The 15,618-nt window shown below is 66.8% G+C and carries 14 protein-coding genes; 9 read left to right on the top strand and 5 right to left on the bottom strand.

Annotated elements, in window-relative coordinates; genetic code table 11:
* Positions 1-2 precede the first annotated feature (2 nt).
* Complete coding sequence (locus VPA02S_RS18585; protein ID WP_062365130.1) at positions 3-1,466, bottom strand: sensor domain-containing diguanylate cyclase; 1,464 nt, start codon at positions 1,464-1,466, stop codon at positions 3-5.
* A 61-nt stretch (positions 1,467-1,527) separates the two neighbouring features.
* Positions 1,528-1,887, bottom strand: a complete 360-nt coding sequence (locus VPA02S_RS18580) for a copper-binding protein (protein ID WP_062365129.1) — start codon at positions 1,885-1,887, stop codon at positions 1,528-1,530.
* 112 nt (positions 1,888-1,999) lie between these two features.
* Here VPA02S_RS18580 and VPA02S_RS18575 point away from each other — a divergent pair, with 112 nt between their 5' ends.
* Together VPA02S_RS18575 and VPA02S_RS18570 are read left to right on the top strand one after the other, a co-directional pair.
* Positions 2,000-4,384 (top strand): DNA polymerase II, encoded by a 2,385-nt coding sequence (locus tag VPA02S_RS18575; protein ID WP_062365128.1) that lies wholly within the window; start codon positions 2,000-2,002, stop codon positions 4,382-4,384.
* Positions 4,385-4,431: 47 nt separating this feature from the next.
* A complete protein-coding gene (locus VPA02S_RS18570) occupies positions 4,432-5,082 on the top strand; it encodes a MarR family transcriptional regulator (protein WP_062365127.1) in 651 nt (216 codons plus the stop codon).
* Positions 5,083-5,087: 5 nt separating this feature from the next.
* Here VPA02S_RS18570 and VPA02S_RS18565 read toward each other — a convergent pair whose 3' ends face one another.
* The 3 genes from VPA02S_RS18565 to VPA02S_RS18555 form a co-directional block, all read right to left on the bottom strand.
* A complete protein-coding gene (locus VPA02S_RS18565) occupies positions 5,088-5,489 on the bottom strand; it encodes a GreA/GreB family elongation factor (protein WP_062365126.1) in 402 nt (133 codons plus the stop codon).
* 328 nt (positions 5,490-5,817) lie between these two features.
* Positions 5,818-6,684, bottom strand: coding sequence for a MurR/RpiR family transcriptional regulator (locus VPA02S_RS18560; protein WP_062365125.1), 867 nt, complete (start codon positions 6,682-6,684; stop codon positions 5,818-5,820).
* On the bottom strand, positions 6,681-7,760 hold the full coding sequence (locus VPA02S_RS18555; RefSeq protein ID WP_244883606.1) for a DmpA family aminopeptidase: 1,080 nt from the start codon (positions 7,758-7,760) through the stop codon (positions 6,681-6,683). The genes VPA02S_RS18560 and VPA02S_RS18555 overlap by 4 nt, the downstream gene beginning before the upstream one ends.
* Positions 7,761-7,901: 141 nt before the next feature.
* Here VPA02S_RS18555 and VPA02S_RS18550 point away from each other — a divergent pair, with 141 nt between their 5' ends.
* The 7 genes from VPA02S_RS18550 to VPA02S_RS18520 are packed head-to-tail and all read left to right on the top strand — an operon-like array spanning position 7,902 to position 15,611.
* Positions 7,902-9,485 (top strand): ABC transporter substrate-binding protein, encoded by a 1,584-nt coding sequence (locus VPA02S_RS18550; RefSeq protein ID WP_062365123.1) that lies wholly within the window; start codon positions 7,902-7,904, stop codon positions 9,483-9,485.
* Positions 9,486-9,501: 16 nt separating this feature from the next.
* The gene (locus VPA02S_RS18545; protein ID WP_062365122.1) at positions 9,502-10,458 is read left to right on the top strand and encodes an ABC transporter permease; all 957 of its coding nucleotides are present in this window, start codon (positions 9,502-9,504) and stop codon (positions 10,456-10,458) included.
* Positions 10,459-10,478: 20 nt separating this feature from the next.
* Positions 10,479-11,315 (top strand): ABC transporter permease, encoded by an 837-nt coding sequence (locus VPA02S_RS18540; RefSeq protein ID WP_018905820.1) that lies wholly within the window; start codon positions 10,479-10,481, stop codon positions 11,313-11,315.
* Positions 11,315-12,292 (top strand): ABC transporter ATP-binding protein, encoded by a 978-nt coding sequence (locus tag VPA02S_RS18535; protein WP_062365121.1) that lies wholly within the window; start codon positions 11,315-11,317, stop codon positions 12,290-12,292. The genes VPA02S_RS18540 and VPA02S_RS18535 overlap by 1 nt, the downstream gene beginning before the upstream one ends.
* Positions 12,289-13,065: an ATP-binding cassette domain-containing protein gene (locus tag VPA02S_RS18530; protein WP_062365120.1), complete on the top strand. Its 777-nt coding sequence runs from the start codon at positions 12,289-12,291 to the stop codon at positions 13,063-13,065. Before VPA02S_RS18535 ends, VPA02S_RS18530 begins: the two co-directional genes overlap by 4 nt.
* Positions 13,066-13,083: 18 nt before the next feature.
* Entirely contained in the window at positions 13,084-14,076 is a 993-nt protein-coding gene (locus tag VPA02S_RS18525) for a P1 family peptidase (protein ID WP_062365119.1), read from the top strand.
* A 38-nt stretch (positions 14,077-14,114) separates the two neighbouring features.
* The gene (locus VPA02S_RS18520; RefSeq protein WP_062365118.1) at positions 14,115-15,611 is read left to right on the top strand and encodes a M81 family metallopeptidase; all 1,497 of its coding nucleotides are present in this window, start codon (positions 14,115-14,117) and stop codon (positions 15,609-15,611) included.
* Positions 15,612-15,618 lie beyond the last annotated feature (7 nt).

Raw genomic sequence — 15,618 nt, 5'->3', positions numbered from 1 at the left:
CCCTAGTCGCGGCGGCGCTCGGCCCCGGTTTCGCGGTAGTGGCGGGCCTTGTCCTCGTACATCGCGCGGTCCGCGCGCTGCAGCGCCGCATCGAGCAAGTCGCCGGCCTCGCAGGTCGCCAGGCCGATCGCGAGGTTCAGCACCCGCCCGCTCTGCCCCGCGTAGAACTGGTTGTTCAGCTCGAGCATCGAGGCGATGCGGTCGCGGATCGCCTCCGCCCCGCGCTCGTCCGTCTTGGGCAGCACCACGGCAAACTCGTCGCCACCGATGCGCGCGGGCCAACCGGGCTCGTCGACCGCCTTGCTCAACACCTCGCCCACGCGCCGCAGCAGCGCGTCGCCGGCGGCGTGGCCTTCCTCGTCGTTGACGGGCTTCAGGCCGTTCATGTCGATCACCAGCACCGACACCGGCCACGGGCCCTTGCGCGACAGCCGGTTCAGTTCTTCCGAGAAGAAGGCGCGGTTGCGCAGCTGCGTCAGCACGTCGTGCTTGCCCAGGTATTCGAGGTAGGCCTCGGCCTTCTTGCGGGCCGTGATGTCGATCAGCGACACCAGCACCAGGTCCCAGGTGGCGAGCCGGTCCTCGAGCACCGCGAACTGCATGTGGATGTTCACCATGTCGCCCGTCAGCGCGTAATTGATCACTTCCCGCTGCTGCAGCATCTTGCCGTTCCACAGGTCCAGCAGCTGCTCGGCAAAGGAGTCGTGCATCTCGTCGCGAAAGATGTCCGAGATGTTCTCCAGCAGTTCGTTCTTGTCGGCCGCGCCGAACATGCGCAGCGTCTCGCGGTTGACGTCGATCACGCGGATCTCGCGCATGCAGCGCGTGATGAACTCCGGGTGCACCTTGATGAAGGTGGTGAAGTCGCTGATGCCGCGCTTGCGGACATCGTCGAGCAGGATCTTCACGGCACTGAAGTCTTCCACCCAGAGCGACACCGGCGAACGTTCGAACAGCTCGCGTGCATAGCGCTCGCTCTCCAGGCGCAGCCGCTCGGCCTGCACGCGCTCGGTGATGTCGTCCAGCGACACCAGCACGCGATCCCATGTGGCCTCGTGTCCGGGCAGCACCTGCACGCGCACGTGCACGTCGAGCCGGCGGCCGTCGAGCGCGTAGTTGACCGTCTGGTTGTCGAAGCAGAGATTTCCGCGCCAGAGCTGGTCGAGCTCGTAGATCACCGGCGCGGTCATGTCGTCCCGGAAGATGCTGCCCAGCTTCGAGAGCAGCTCGGCCTGGCTTTGCGCACCGAAGAGGGTGAGCGTGCTCTGGTTGACGCTCAGCACCTTCAGCTGCGCCATGCAATCGCGCACGCGCTGCGGCTCGGCATTCAGGTGCGCCACCAGATCCACCACGCCGGCGCTGCGCCAGGCGTCGAACAGCCGGCGCAGCCCGCTGTAGTCCTCAAGCCAGAGCGACATCGGCGCAAACTCGAACAGCGATTCGTAGTCGGTGGAGGAGGAGGGCATGGGTTTTCCTTCGTGCGCGGGATGGTGCCCGCAATGATGCACTCCCCGGCAGGCCGAAGCCTCAACCGCATTTCTGGAAGCGCTTGCATTCGGCGGTGGCCTGGATGGAGGTCAATGTGTTCTCGCCATCGATGTGCTTTGCGGTGAACCTCACCCACGAACCCTCCGCGATGCCGGCCAGCAGCGTCCGGTCCGTCACCCTGAATCTCTGGACCGTGAAAGGCAGCTTCGCCCTCGGAAGCAGCTTCAGTCGGACATACAGCTTGCCGTCGTCCTCCTGGCTGGCGGAGACGAGGCGCGCATACGTGGTCACCGGCGCCGCTTCTGCAGCGGCTTCGGCCGGCCGCGGCTGCACCGATTGAGCAGCCGCTCCCTCCACGGTGGCGAGGCTCAACGCAGTCATGAGGACGAGGCGCAGCATGTTCGTGGAGGAAGTGAAGTTGCCTGGATTCTGCCAAACCAGTCCCACTGCCGGGCGAAAATCGCCTGTGCCCCGTCTACCCTCCCGCCTTGCCGAATCTTCAAGCGCTCTCGTGACATCCTCCGACCTCCAGGGCTTCATCCTCACGCGCCACTGGCGCGACGCGCCCGCCGGCACGGAGATCGAGTACTGGCTGGCCACCGATGCGGGGCCGAGGAAAGTGGTGCTGACCTCCCGGCGCAGCGTCGCCTTCGTCGCCGCCCGGCACCGCGCGGCGGTCGAAGCCCATCTTGCGGCCATGCCGGGCGTGCAGCTGCGCGAGCTCGCGCTCAGGACCTTCCAGCAGGAAGCGGTCCTCGGTGTCTATGCGACGCACTTCCGCCAGCTCGGCCGGCTGGCACGCGCCCTCCAGGCACAGGGCATTCCCCTGCTCGAGGCCGACGTGCGCCCGCACGACCGCTACCTGATGGAACGCTTCATCACCGCCGGCGTGCGGGTGGAAGGAGGGCGGGCGGAGCGTGCGACCATCGTCGACTGCAAACTCAAGCCCGCGCCCGAATTCCGGCCGGTGCTGAAAGTCGTGTCGCTGGACATCGAGACGAGTCAGCACGAAGCGCTCTATTCCATTGCGCTGGACGGCACGCCGGAGCGCGTCGTCTTCTTGCTGGGCGAGCCGCCATCGGACCTGCCGCCTGAATCGAGCGAGCCCACGGCCTTCTCGCTCGTCTATTGCCCGTCGCGCCGGGCCATGCTCGAGCAGCTCAACGACTGGTTCGAGCGCAACGACCCCGACGTCATCATCGGCTGGAACGTCATCCAGTTCGACCTGCGCGTGCTGCAGAAGACGGCCGACGAGTGCGGCGCGCAACTCCTGCTCGGGCGGGAGCGCCGCCCCATCGAATGGCGCACCCATCCGGGCAAGCAGGGCTACCTGTTCGCGCCCACGCCGGGCCGGGTCGTCATCGACGGCATCGACGCACTCAAGGCCGCGGTGTGGAGCTTCCCGTCCTTCAGCCTCGAGACCGTCTCGCAAGCGCTGCTCGGTGAAGGCAAGGCCATCGGCGACGAGTACGACAAGATGGCCGAGATCGAACGGCGCTACCAGCAAGACAAGCCCGCGCTCGCGCTCTACAACATCCGGGACTGCGAGCTGGTCCTGCGCATCTTCGACAAGGCGAAGCTGCTGCAGTTCGTGATGGAGCGCGCCCAGACCACCGGCCTGCAGGCCGACCACTTCGGCGGCTCCATTGCCGCGTTCAGCCACCACTACATGCCGCGGATGCATCGGCTGGGCTACGTGGCGCCGAATGTGGGCGAGATTCCGAGCAAGGCCTATCCCGGCGGTTACGTGATGGATTCGAAGCCGGGCTTCTACGACTCCGTCGTGGTGCTGGACTACAAGAGTCTCTACCCTTCGATCATCCGGACCTTCCTGGTCGATCCGGTGGGTCTCGTCGAAGGATCGAACGCCAGCGACCCGGCCATGCGCGTCAAGGGACCGCAGGGGACCGTGTTTTCACGCGACAGGCACTGCCTGCCCGAGATCGTGACCACGCTCTGGCGCGCCCGGGACGAGGCCAAGCGGGCGAAGAACGAGCCGCTGTCGCAGGCGCTGAAGCTGCTCATGAACTCCTTCGCCGGCGTGCTGGGCGCGGCCGAGTGCCGGTTCTTCAACCCCCAGCTGGTGTCCGCCGTGACCCTTCGCGGGCACGAGATGATGAAGCTCACGCGCGAATTCGTGGAGGAGCGGGGCTACGAGGCCATCTATGGCGATACAGACTCCATCTTCATCTGGCTCAAGCGCACCCACGGCAACGAGGAGGCGCACGCCGTCGCCGCCAGCCTGGCCGCCGACATCAACGCCTGGTGGACGCGCACGCTGGGGGAGGAGCAGGGCCTGGAGAGCTTTCTGGAGATCGAGGTCGACACCCACTACAAGAAGTTCTTCATGCCCACCATCCGCGGCTCGGAGGTCGGCAGCAAGAAGCGCTACGCCGGCCTCAGTGCCGATGCCGCGGGCAAGGAGGAGATGGTGTACCGCGGCCTGGAGATGGCGCGCAGCGACTGGACCCCGCTCGCGCGGCAGTTCCAGCAGGGCCTGCTGTCACGCATCTTCCAGGGCGAGCCCTACAAGGAGTTCGTGACCGACTATGCGAGGTCGACGCTGGCGGGCGCCAAGGACGACCTGCTCATCTACCGCAAGCGCCTGCGCCATCGGCTCGACGCCTACCTGGTCAACGTGCCGCCGCAGGTCCGCGCCGCCCGCATCGCGGACGAACACAACGCCCGCATCGGTCGGCCCAGGCAGTATCAGAAAGGCGGCTGGATCCAGTACGTCATGACGCAGAACGGGCCGGAGCCGCTGGAAACCCGCCATTCGCGCATCGACTATGAACACTACCTCACCAGGCAGCTCCAGCCGATTGCCGACGCCATTCTTCAGCCCATTGGAGAGAGCTTCATGGCCTTGACGACTTTGCAACGCGGGCTCTTCTAGACCGGCGGTCCCGATAATGCGATCCTTTTATCCAGACCCCAGAAAAAATGAGTGCCGCAGATTTTCTTTTTGCCCCTGAGGTGCAAAAGCTCTTGAAGGTCGTCTATGCGGCTCCCGACCAACCGTTTGCAGCAAGCGAGCTTGCCCAGCGCTCGAAGCTCGATCCCGCCGATGTGGCGCGCACGCTGGAGCACCTTGTCAGCAGCGGCATCCTGAAGAGGCAGAAGCCGAAGGCGGACGAGTCCGACACCGTCACGCTCGACCGCTCGTTCGTCTTCCACGACGAACTGCGCAGCATCGCGCTGAAGTCGTTCGCCGCCGCGGAACCGCTTCGCTCGATGCTGCGCAGCAAGTTCAAGGACTCGGTCTTGCGTGCCTTCCTGCTGGGAGAGGACAAGGACGGCACCCTGGAACTCCTGGTCGTGCACGGCCAGTCCATACCCGATGAGGCCGCCATGGCAGCCGCTTGCCAGAAGCTGTCGAAGACCATCCACCGCCACCTGAAGGTGCATGTCATCTCGAACGCCAGGTTCAACAGCCTGGCGGTGCGCGACCCGCTCGCATCCAAGCTGGCAGCGGCATGCGCGCTCGAGATCATCGCGCTCGGAGACACGAAGGCCCAGCCGCCCGCCGAGCGGATCGGGCTCCTGCAAAGCGCGAAGAAGAAACTGGCAACGCTGTCGCGCCCAGCCTCCTGAGCCACCTACGTGGTGTAGTCGCCGGTCGCCTCGGGCTGAAAGAGGATCGCCGCGACTTCCGCGGCGCATGCCTCTCCGTTCGGGGCTTGCCACCTGGCGGTGTCTCCGACCTTCAGGCCGAGCAGGCCGGTTCCCACCGGCGACAGCACCGAGATGAGGCCGGCCGCGGGCCTGGCCTCTTCGGGATAGCAGATGGTCAGCGTCTGCCGCCGGCGCGTGTGTGCGTCGACGATCTCGACGCGCGAGCACATCGTCACGATGTTGCCGGGCACGGCCCTCGAGCTGGTCACTTCGGCACAGTCCAGAAGATCCGCCAGGCTGGGTGGCAGGTTGAGCCTGGGCAGCTTGTTCAGGCGGGCGAAATCAAGTTCGGTGAGCGTGCGCTCGCCGTGGATCGTTGCATGCATTGACGCACTCCATTCATGCGGACCCGTCGACGAACGACGATGGCCGCGGACGCGCGGAACTTGTGCCCGGCGGTGGATGGTTGCGCTGAAAAGAAAGGAAGAAAGAGAGCGACCGCCGGGCCTAGAAATGTGCGGGCGGTTGCCTGCGACCCGACTTCAACGCCACGCGTGCACGCGCGCACTCTGCTGCAGCAAGCAGCGCTGCAGCGGTGTGGGTGAAGACGAGAGGGGTCGACATGGCGCCTAGTCTATTCAGCGCGTCGCGGCGGGGCAAGCAATGTCCTCAGGGTTCTTGCCGGATTGCCCTTTGGAATGGACCTCGAACCGGTCAATCGAGGAACGCGCCAAATCGGTCCTGCAGCTTCTCGAGCCGGCTGACACGTTCACCCACCTTCTTCCCGAGTTGCTCGATCACGCCGTTCATCAGGAGATTGATGAAGCCCACGATCGCAACGGTGGAGTCCCAGAAAAATCCGACATCCGTCTGCACATGAAAAACATGGGGGGTGTAGGTTCGAGCCCAGTGGCAGTAGGCATCGGTGATGACAAAGACCGGAATGCCGGCTTCCGTGGCCGCCGAAGCCAGCGCTTCGGCTTGCTTCGCATAGCGACGAATGTCGACAAGAACCAGACAGCGTGTCTGGCTCTTCAGGGCGCCTAGAAGTTCGGCGTAGGTGCCGTCCGCACCGTCGAGAAACTTCACGCCCTCGCGCACGTACTCGAGGCGCGCTGCAAAGTCGGAGGCCACACCGCGCACGGTTTGGTAGCCCGCGACAAAAACACGTCGGGATGTCGCAACCTGCCGCACCATGGCGTTCCAGTGCTCTCCGGTCGCCAGATCGTGCGCGGCCACCAGCGCGTCGATTTGCTGCGTGAGTTGCGCACTGCGCGCGTCGGACACAGGACCTTGGCTGCGGCTGAATTGCTCGAAGCGCCCGGCAATGCGAAGCTCCGCAGGTGCGCTCAGGCGACTGGCTTCGCGACGAACCTCGTCGAAGCTGTCGTAGCCGAGCGTGCGCAGAAAGCGCCCGACGGTCATCGGGCTCACGCCGGATTTTCGCGCCACCGATGCAGCGTTCTCCAGGGTCAGCTCGCGCGCGTTCGCGGTCAGGTAGGCGGCCAGAAGCCGCTCCGAGCGTGTCATCTCGGAGGACGCCGCTTCGATGCGTTCAAAAAGGGAAGGAGGGGATTTCATCGGGTCTCGGCGAGGCGGCCATGGCGCCGCATCAGGTCGACCAGCATACTGTGATCCAGCGCCTCCACGCGCGTGTTGTTCCGCCCCACCATGGTCCGGGCGGCAACCAGCGCGTTCAGGATGCTTTCCTCCACGGCTTCCACCACGCCCAGGAAGAGCGGATCGAGCGTGTGCTGGGCCAGGTACTCGGTCCGGCAGACGCCATGATCGCCGGGCGCCTGGTCCGAGTGGGTGCTGAATGCCAGCATGATGTCGCCCGAGCCGTCCCCCCCCGGCGTGCCGGTTCTGCCCACGCCAAGCGCGGCACGCCGTGCAAGCCGCTTGAGTTGGCTGGACAGAAGCGGCGCATCGGTCGCCACGACGACGATGATCGAGCCTTGCTCGCGCGCGGCCGGCTCGCCGTGGTGGCCGCCCGGGCCCGGCATGCATTCGCCGACCGGCACACCCAGCACGTTCAGCCAGGGGCGGATGCCCATGTTGGCCTGGACCAGCACGCCCACGCGGTAGTCCTGGCCCGCCACGCCCACGATGCGCGATGCCGTGCCCGTTCCGCCCTTGAAGCCATAGCAGACCATGCCGGTGCCGCCGCCGACGCTGCCTTCGGCGACGGCACCGGGCGCTGCAGCGGCGATGGCCTCCAGGACGTGGGATTCCTCCACGTGCAACCCGTCCATGTCGTTGAGCATGGCATCGCAGGTCTCCGCGACCACCGGCATCAGCCACGGGTAGGCACCGCGGTCGCCATCGACCCGGGTGAGCCATCGCACCAGCGCGTGATGGACCATGCCGATGCTGTGCGTGTTCGTGAGCCCGATGGGGCCTCGAAAGATGCCGGCCTCTTCGATCCAGTGCGTCCCGGTCATCTCTCCATTGCCGTTGAGGGCATACACACCGGCCTTGACCGGCTGCAGCACGCCTGAGCGGCCTCGCGGCAGGACGATCGTCACGCCGGTGCGCACGGGCCCCGCACCAACATGCAGCGCGCCGTCCCCATGGATGAGCGTCGTCTGCCCGACTTCGACGCCCGGGATGTCCGTGATGGCGTTGGCGGGGCCGGTCTTGCCAGGGAAGTGCAAGCCCAGATCTCTCGCTCTCGTCTGTGCGGTGGGAGGGGGCAAGGGATTACTCCTATGTGCTGGTACTAATATTGCATTGACCTATTGAATGTTAGTCGAATAACATTTGTGTGTCATCAATCGGAAGGACGGATAGTTCAAATGACTGGAATCTCGTGTGCGCTCAGGCGTGGCCGGGCCTGGCTGCCCGCAGCAGTGGCGGCCGCATCTCTTCTTGTGCTGCCCGGCCTTGCGCTCGCGCAGGGCCAGAAGCCCGTCATCTGGGGCAAGCCGTCGGAGGTGCTCTCCTCCGATCCGCATTCGTCGGGCGATGGCTCGTCGTGGACGGTCTTCTACCTGATCTACGACCAGCTGCTGAGCACCGATGACAAGCTCAACATCACGCCCAAGCTGGCCGAATCCTGGGAGCAGGTCTCGCCCACGTCCTATGTCTTCAGGCTGCGCAAGAACGCGGCGTTCTCCAATGGCCGGCCGCTGACCTCCGCCGACGTGGTGGGCAGCCTCAAGCGCCTGACGGATCCGCAGAAGGCGCGCGGCTGGGGCAAGCAGATCGGCGGCGTGAACGATGTGGTCGCCATCGATGCGCACACCGTGCGCATCGACCTGGCCAAGCCGAACACCGCGCTGCTTTCCATACTTTCGGTGGCGACCACCTCGATCCTGCCGATGAAGGAGATCGAAGCCGGCAGCTTCGACCCCGCCAAGGGAATGCTCGGCTCGGGGCCCTACAAGGTGGCGCAGCACCGCCAGGACGAAGCCTGGCTGCTGGAGCGCAATCCGCACTATTGGCAAAGCGGCAAGCCGCTCATGGACAAGATGACGATCCGGGTCATGCCCGACGATGCGGCGCGCCTCGCAGGGTTGCGCGACGGCAGCATCGACGTGGCGACCTTCGAGAACCCGGACACGCCGCGCCTGCTGGGTGCGATCCCGAGCGTGCAGTCGGTGGTGCAGAAAACGCCCAACTACTTCCACCTGGACCTGAGCGGCCTGAACGGCAACTCGGTCTTCAAGGATCGCCGCGTGCGCCAGGCGGCGGCGCTGGTCGTGGACCGGCCCGCGATCGCGAACGCGGTCTTCGGCGGCGAATCGGCCGTCGAATACGCCGTGCCCAGCGCCTTCGGCAAGAAGCTCTGCGACGGACTGCCGAGCTACACGCTGCCGCGCAAGGAGCGGGTGGCCAGGGCCAAGGCGCTGCTCAAGGAAGCAGGCCATCCCAATCCGCGCATCAGCCTCATTGCCTCGTCGGTGCTGGTGACCTATCCGTTGATCGCCCAGGTGCTGCAGCCGCAGCTGCAGGAAGCCGGTTTCAGCGTCCAGGTGCAGCAAGTGCCCGTGGCCGAGTGGTACAAGCGCGTCCTGACGACGAACCCGAAGGACTCGGACTTCGATGCGTCGCTGACCTGGTTCGCGGGCTTCTCGGACCCCGGCATCGTCCTGAACTGGTGGACCTCCGGCTTCTCGCCGGTCTTCACGACATTCCTGGAGCCCGTGGCTGAATACGGCGACCTGATGGCGCAGGTCCGGCAGACACCCAACGGGCCCGAGCGCGACAAGCTGATGACGCGTGCCTGCGGATTGATCGAGAGCTCGGCCAACATGATTCCGCTGGTCGGCAAGCCGGACTACATCGGCTTCCGGCGCGACCAGCTCGATGCGCGCTTCGGCCCGCTCGAAGGCAACTTCGACGTCTTCAAGTACGTCGCCGATTTCAAGCGCCGCTGAGTCGCAGGGCCCCAAGATGCGAATCGTCTATTACCTTGCCTTGCGCCTCGCGATCGCGGCGTTGACCCTCGTGGGGGTGTCGATCCTGGTCTTCGCCGGCCTGCGCCTGCTGCCGGGAGGTTTCGAGCAGATGGTGCTGGGCCCGGATGCCTCCGTGGAGGCGCGCGCCGAACTGGTCGCGAAGTTCGGGCTCGACCAGTCGGGGCCGGCGCAGTACGTGAAATGGCTGGGTGCGGCTGCGGCCGGCGACCTCGGGGTCTCGATGGCAACCAGCAAGCCGGTGGCCGACGAAATGCTGCGCCGCGCGCCCGCCACGGTCCAGGTCGCCGTGATCGCGACAGCCACCGCACTGGCCGTCGGGTTGCCGTTGGGCCTGCTGGCGGGCCTGGGCGTAGGCAGGTGGCGCTCCGTCGGCCGCGTGGTGGGCGCACTGGGGGCCAGCGTGCCCGAGGTCGTGCTCGGCAGCGTGCTCGTGTACATATTTTCCAGATGGAGCCTCGGTGCGACGGTCGGCGGCTACGTGCCGCTCACCGAAGACCCGGGTGTGAGCCTGCGCGCCACGCTCTTGCCGGGCATGAGCCTTGGCATCTTCGGTATTGCGCTGCTGGTCCGCACCACGCGCGATTCGGTCCAGCGCGTGCTGACCGATGGCCATGTGCTCACCGCCGTCTCGCAGGGCCGGACTCGTTGGCAGATCGTGCGCCACCATGTGCTGCGCAACGCGTCGATCCCGGTGCTGACGGTGACGGCCACCTACATCGGCTACCTGCTCGGCGGCGCATTGATTGCCGAGATCCTGTTCTCCGTGCCCGGGATCGGGCTCTACGTGTACAGCGCGCTGGGCAACCGCGACTACGCGGTCGTGCAGGCCGGTGTGCTGCTTGCCGCCGCTGTCTTCATCGCCGTGAATACGGTGGCAGACCTGGGGTATGCCGTGCTCGATCCCCGCATCGACGCCAGGCGCCACGGGTGAGGACGCGAACGATGCAACTCATGAAAACCGTCCTGCGTTTTGCGCGCCGCGATCATCTGGCCGCCGCCGGAGGGCTGGTCCTTCTCGCGCTGCTGTTGCTCGGAGCTCTCGGTCCCTGGCTGCCGCTGGGCGACCCGGATCAGATCGGCGCGGGTCCGCGCTTCGCCGCGCCCTCCTGGGCGATGCCCTTCGGCACTGATGAACTGGGCCGCGACCTGCTGCCGCGCGTCGTGCGCGGAATCCGTGCGACCTTCGTTCTTGCGCTGGCATCGGTCTGCGGCACCGCCATTCTCGGCACGCTGATCGGGTTGTACGCCGCGTACGTAGGGCGCTGGGTCGACACGGTCATCGCTCGGGCGATGGACATCATGTTCGCCTTTCCGGCGCTGATGCTGGGGCTGCTGGTGGCCGCAGTGGTCGGTCCCGGGAGCATTTCCGCGCTCGCCGTGATCCTGTTCGCCACGCTGCCCCTCTTCGTGCGGGTGGTGCGTTCGGTCACGCTCGGCATGGTGGGCCGCGGCTTCGTGACGGCGGCCGAGGTGGCGGGCGCCTCGCGCCTGCGCGTGATGTTGGTCCATCTGCTGCCCAATGTGCTGGGCGCGGTGCTGGTGCAGTTCACCTACGCGGTGTCGATCGGCATCCTGATCGAGAGCGGGCTGAGTTTTCTGGGGCTCGGCTCCCAGCCGCCGGAGTCCTCGCTCGGCGCCTTGCTGCGCCTTGGCTCGGTGTATCTGACGATCGCGCCCTGGCTGGCTCTTTCGGCCGGCGTGGTGCTGGCCCTGTCGATCGTGGCCGTGAACCTTCTGGGCGACGGCCTGCGCGACGCCCTTGAACCTTTGCGCGGAAGGCGGCTTTGATGAATGAAGCAACAAAACCCCCGTTGCTGGAGGTGACGGATCTCGTCATCGAGTTCGGCGATGCACCCGGTGCCACGCACCGCGCGCTGGACGGTGCGACACTCTCGGTGCGCGCCGGCGAAGTACTGGGACTGGTCGGGGAAAGCGGCTCGGGAAAAAGCACCCTGGGCCTGGCTGTGGGACGCCTGCTGGCGGACAACGCCCGCCGGCCCGGCGGCGAACTGAAGGTGAACGGGCAGCCGGTCTTCGAGCTGGATGATGCGGCGCTGCGCGAGCTGCGGCGCCGCACGCTCGGCTTCGTTTTCCAGAACCCGATGGTCGCGCTGGACCCGACCATGCGCGTCGGCAAGCAGGTCGCGCTCGCGGCGGGCAGCAAGGCGGCGGTGCGCGACCTGCTGGCGCGCGTCGGGTTGCGCGACATCGAGCGTGTCGAACGCAGTTTTCCGCACCAGCTGTCGGGCGGCATGGCGCAGCGCGTCGTGATTGCGATGGCCATCGCGCGCGGGCCGATGCTGCTGGTGGCCGACGAGCCGACGGCCTCCCTGGACGCGACCCTGCGCGAGCAGATCTTTGCGCTGCTCGTGTCATTGCGCGATGCCATGAAAACCGGCGTCGTGCTGCTGAGCCACGAACTGCGCGCCGTGGCCCGCCATTGCGACACGGTGGCGGTCATGTATGCCGGCCGCGTGGTCGAGTACGGCCCGGCATCGGTGGTGTTCGCACGGCCTGCGCATCCCTACACGCAGGCGCTGCTTGCCGTGGCGCCCGGCAGGGAGAAGCTGGGCGAGGTCCTGGCATCGATTCCCGGCGCGCCCCCGGCGCTCGGCGGTCGCAGCGAACATTGCGCCTTTGCCGACCGCTGCGGCCATGCCAACGCCCATTGCCGCGCCCTGCGGCCCGAGCTGCGCGAGGTCGAGGGGCGCTCGGTCGCCTGCCACCACGCCGGCGAGCTGGTTCAATTCAAGGAGGCCGCATGACGGAGGAGCCTGTGGTGTCGCTCGAGCGCGTGGGCGTGACGTTCACGGCGGGCCCGGTCTGGAACCGGCGCCGCGTCGACGCGGTGCGCGATGTGAGCCTGTGCATCCGAGCCGGCGAAACGCTCGGCCTGGTCGGAGAAAGCGGCTCCGGAAAAACGACGATGGGCCGGCTTCTGCTGGGGCTGCAGGCTCCGACGCAGGGCGCGGTGCGTTTCCTCGGCGATGTCGTTCCGGCCTCGCGTCGAGCCCGGCAACTCCTGCTCGCAGGCCGCATGTCGGTGGTCCTGCAGCAGCCGGAATGGGCGCTCAATCCCCGGCTGCGCCTCGGCGTTTCGGTGGCGGAGCCGCTGGCGGTGACCGGCGCAGGAACGCCCCGGGTGTGCCGCGACCGCGTCGCGCAGACGCTTGCGCTGGTGGGCCTCAACCCGGGGTTCGCCGAGCGCTTCCCGCACGAGCTCTCCGGTGGCCAGCGCCAGCGGGTGGCGATCGCGCGGGCGTTGATCACGCAGCCCCGGTTCCTGGTGTTCGATGAAGCGGTCAGCGCGCTCGACGTCTCCGTGCAGGTGCAGATCCTCAATCTGATTCGCGACCTGCAGCAGCGCCACGGCTTTGCCGCCCTCTTCATCTCCCACGACCTGGCAGCCACGCGCTATGTATGCAGCCGGATCGCGGTGATGCGCTCGGGAGAAGTGGTCGAGATCGGCGATGCCGCACGCTTCTACGAGAAACCGCACCATGCGTACAGCCAGGCCCTTTGGCAGGCTGCAGCCTGAACACGAAAGAGTCGAGAAATGATGAAGAACGATGTGAATGCCGGGCCAGGCCTGGTCCCGCGGTTGTGGCACGGTCCGTCGGACGGCCGAACGCTGTCCTTCGACTTTCCCCAACTGAGCATCGGCATTGCGGAGTACGAGGAGGGGCCCACCGGTTGCACGGTCCTTCATGTCGAGGGCGGCGCCGACTGCGAGGTCGACGTGCGCGGCGGCGCGCCGGGCCTTCTTGGCGGCTACCCGCGCGTGGATGCGGTCAGCCTTGCGGGCGGCTCCCTGTATGGGCTGGAGGCGGCCACCGGCGTGACATCGAGCATGCTGGCCGAGCGCGGCGGCGCCGTGGGCTGGGGAAAGATCGCGCTGGTCTCCGGCGCCATCATCTACGACTTCGGCGGGCGCACCAATTCGATCTATCCGGACAAGGCGCTCGGCGCGGCAGCCTACCGGTCGGTGCAGGCAGGGGCATTTCCGCAGGGCGCGCGCGGCGCGGGGCGCTCGGCCGCAGTGGGCAAGTTCGCGGCCTATCCGGACTACGAGCGCGAGCCCGGCGGACAGGGCGCCGCCTTCGCGATGGTCGGCGGAACGCGCGTTTTCATTGCCACCGTGGTCAATGCGCTGGGCGTGATCGTCGACCGCCAAGGTCGAGTGGTGCGCGGCCTGCGTCATCGGCGCACGGGCGTGCGCCATCACCCGCGCGAGGTGCTTGTGCCCACCGCCCCGGCCGCAGCCGGCGCGCCCGCCGAACCGGTGGGCACCGTTGCCACCACCGAGAACACCACGCTCACCGTGCTCGTGACCGATCAGCCCATGCCCTCGTTGCTGTTGCGGCAACTCGGCAGGCAGGTCCACTCGTCGATGGCCCGCGCCATCCAGCCGTTCCACACGCCGCACGACGGCGACATCCTCTTCGCGCTCTCCACGGGAACAGGAACTGCAACGGTCGACCCTTTCGTGCTTGCCGAAGCCGCATCGGACCTTGCGTGGGATGCGGTTCTTCAGGCGGTGGACGCCTGACCGCTGCGAATCATCAATCGACGACTCCAAGGAAATCAATGAACCACAAAGCCCCCCTTCGCCTGCTCCTGGCTTGCTTCAAGCACGAAACGAACACCTTCTCGCCCGCGCCAACGCCGCTGCGGCGATTTTTCCGCGACGGCGACACCCCGCTCGTCGGTGATGCCGCGGCGGCAGCCCGGCGTGGCACGGGCACGGGAATGGGCGGCTTCCTTGAAGTGACCGATCGCGAAGGCTGCGAGATCACGGTGGCCGTGGTCGCCGAAGCGAGCCCGAGCGGGCTGGTCGACACCGAAGCCTACGAGCGGATCGTGGGACTGATCCTCGACACAGCCCGTGGCAAGGTCTTCGACGGGATCCTGCTCGATCTGCATGGAGCGATGGTCACGCCCGCGCATGAAGATGGCGAAGGCGAACTCCTGCGCCGGCTTCGCGAGCTGCAGCCGACAGTCCCGATCGGCGCGGCATTCGACATGCACGCCAATCTCTATCCTGGGATGGTCGCGCGCCTGACGGTTCTCAGCGGCTACCACACCTATCCGCACGTCGACATGGCCGCCGCGGGCCGGCGGGCCGCGGAACTCCTGGTGCGCACGATTCGTGGAGAAATTCGTCCCGTGCTCGCGTGGGACAACCGGCCCATGCTGCCGCACGTCATGCGCCAGGGCACGCATGCGCAGCCCAACCGGTCGCTGCAGGCGCGTTGCATCGAGTTCGAGCAAACCGGGACAGTGCTCGCTGCCTCCGTGTTCACCGGCTTCCCGCATGCGGACATCCGCAACGCCGGCCTGTCGGCCGTGGTGTGCACGGACGCGAATGAAGAACAGGCCAGGCGAGTGCGCGATGAATTGCTGGATCAGGCCTGGGAGAACCGCTCGGCCTTCGTGTACAAGGGACAGCCCCTGGAGAAATCGGTCGCACAGGCCAAGTCGGCCACCGGACGGCTGGTGGTCCTCCTCGATCACTGCGACAACAGCGCGTCCGGTGGCACGATGGACACCACGGGCGTGCTGGCCGAGGTGCTGCGCCAGGACCTTCAGGACGCGGTGTTCTACGCCATTCGCGATCCGCAAGCGGTGGAGCAGGCCATTGCCGCAGGCATCGGCAACGAAGTCACGCTGTCTGTCGGCGGCCTGAGCGAGCTGACCGCCACCGGCGATGCCAACCCGCCGATCACCCTTTCGGCGCGTGTGCGCACCATCAGCGATGGCGCATTCCGGCTGCGCGGTCCCATGATGGCCGGCGTGGCGATCAGCGCAGGCAAGACCGTCGTGCTTCAGGCCGGCGGCGTCCAGGTCGTGGTGACTTCCATGGCGACCGAGCCGCATGACCTGGCATACCTCATGTCGCTCGGCATCGACCTCGATCGCGTCAGGTACCTGGTCTTGAAGAGCCGGGTGCATTGGCGAGCCGGCTTCGGCAGCCTGGCGGAAGACGTGATCGAATGCGACAGCGTCGGTGTGACGACGTCGGACTATTCGAAGTTGCGCTTCGAGCGCGTGCGGCGTCCGATCTACCCGCTGGATGCACTGTAAGTCGATC

It is taken from the genome of Variovorax paradoxus NBRC 15149, from assembly GCF_001591365.1.
Classification (GTDB): Bacteria; Pseudomonadota; Gammaproteobacteria; order Burkholderiales; family Burkholderiaceae_C; genus Variovorax; species Variovorax paradoxus.
The sequence above is the reverse complement of the archived record's forward strand: the minus strand, read 5'-3'. Positions and strand labels throughout refer to the sequence as shown.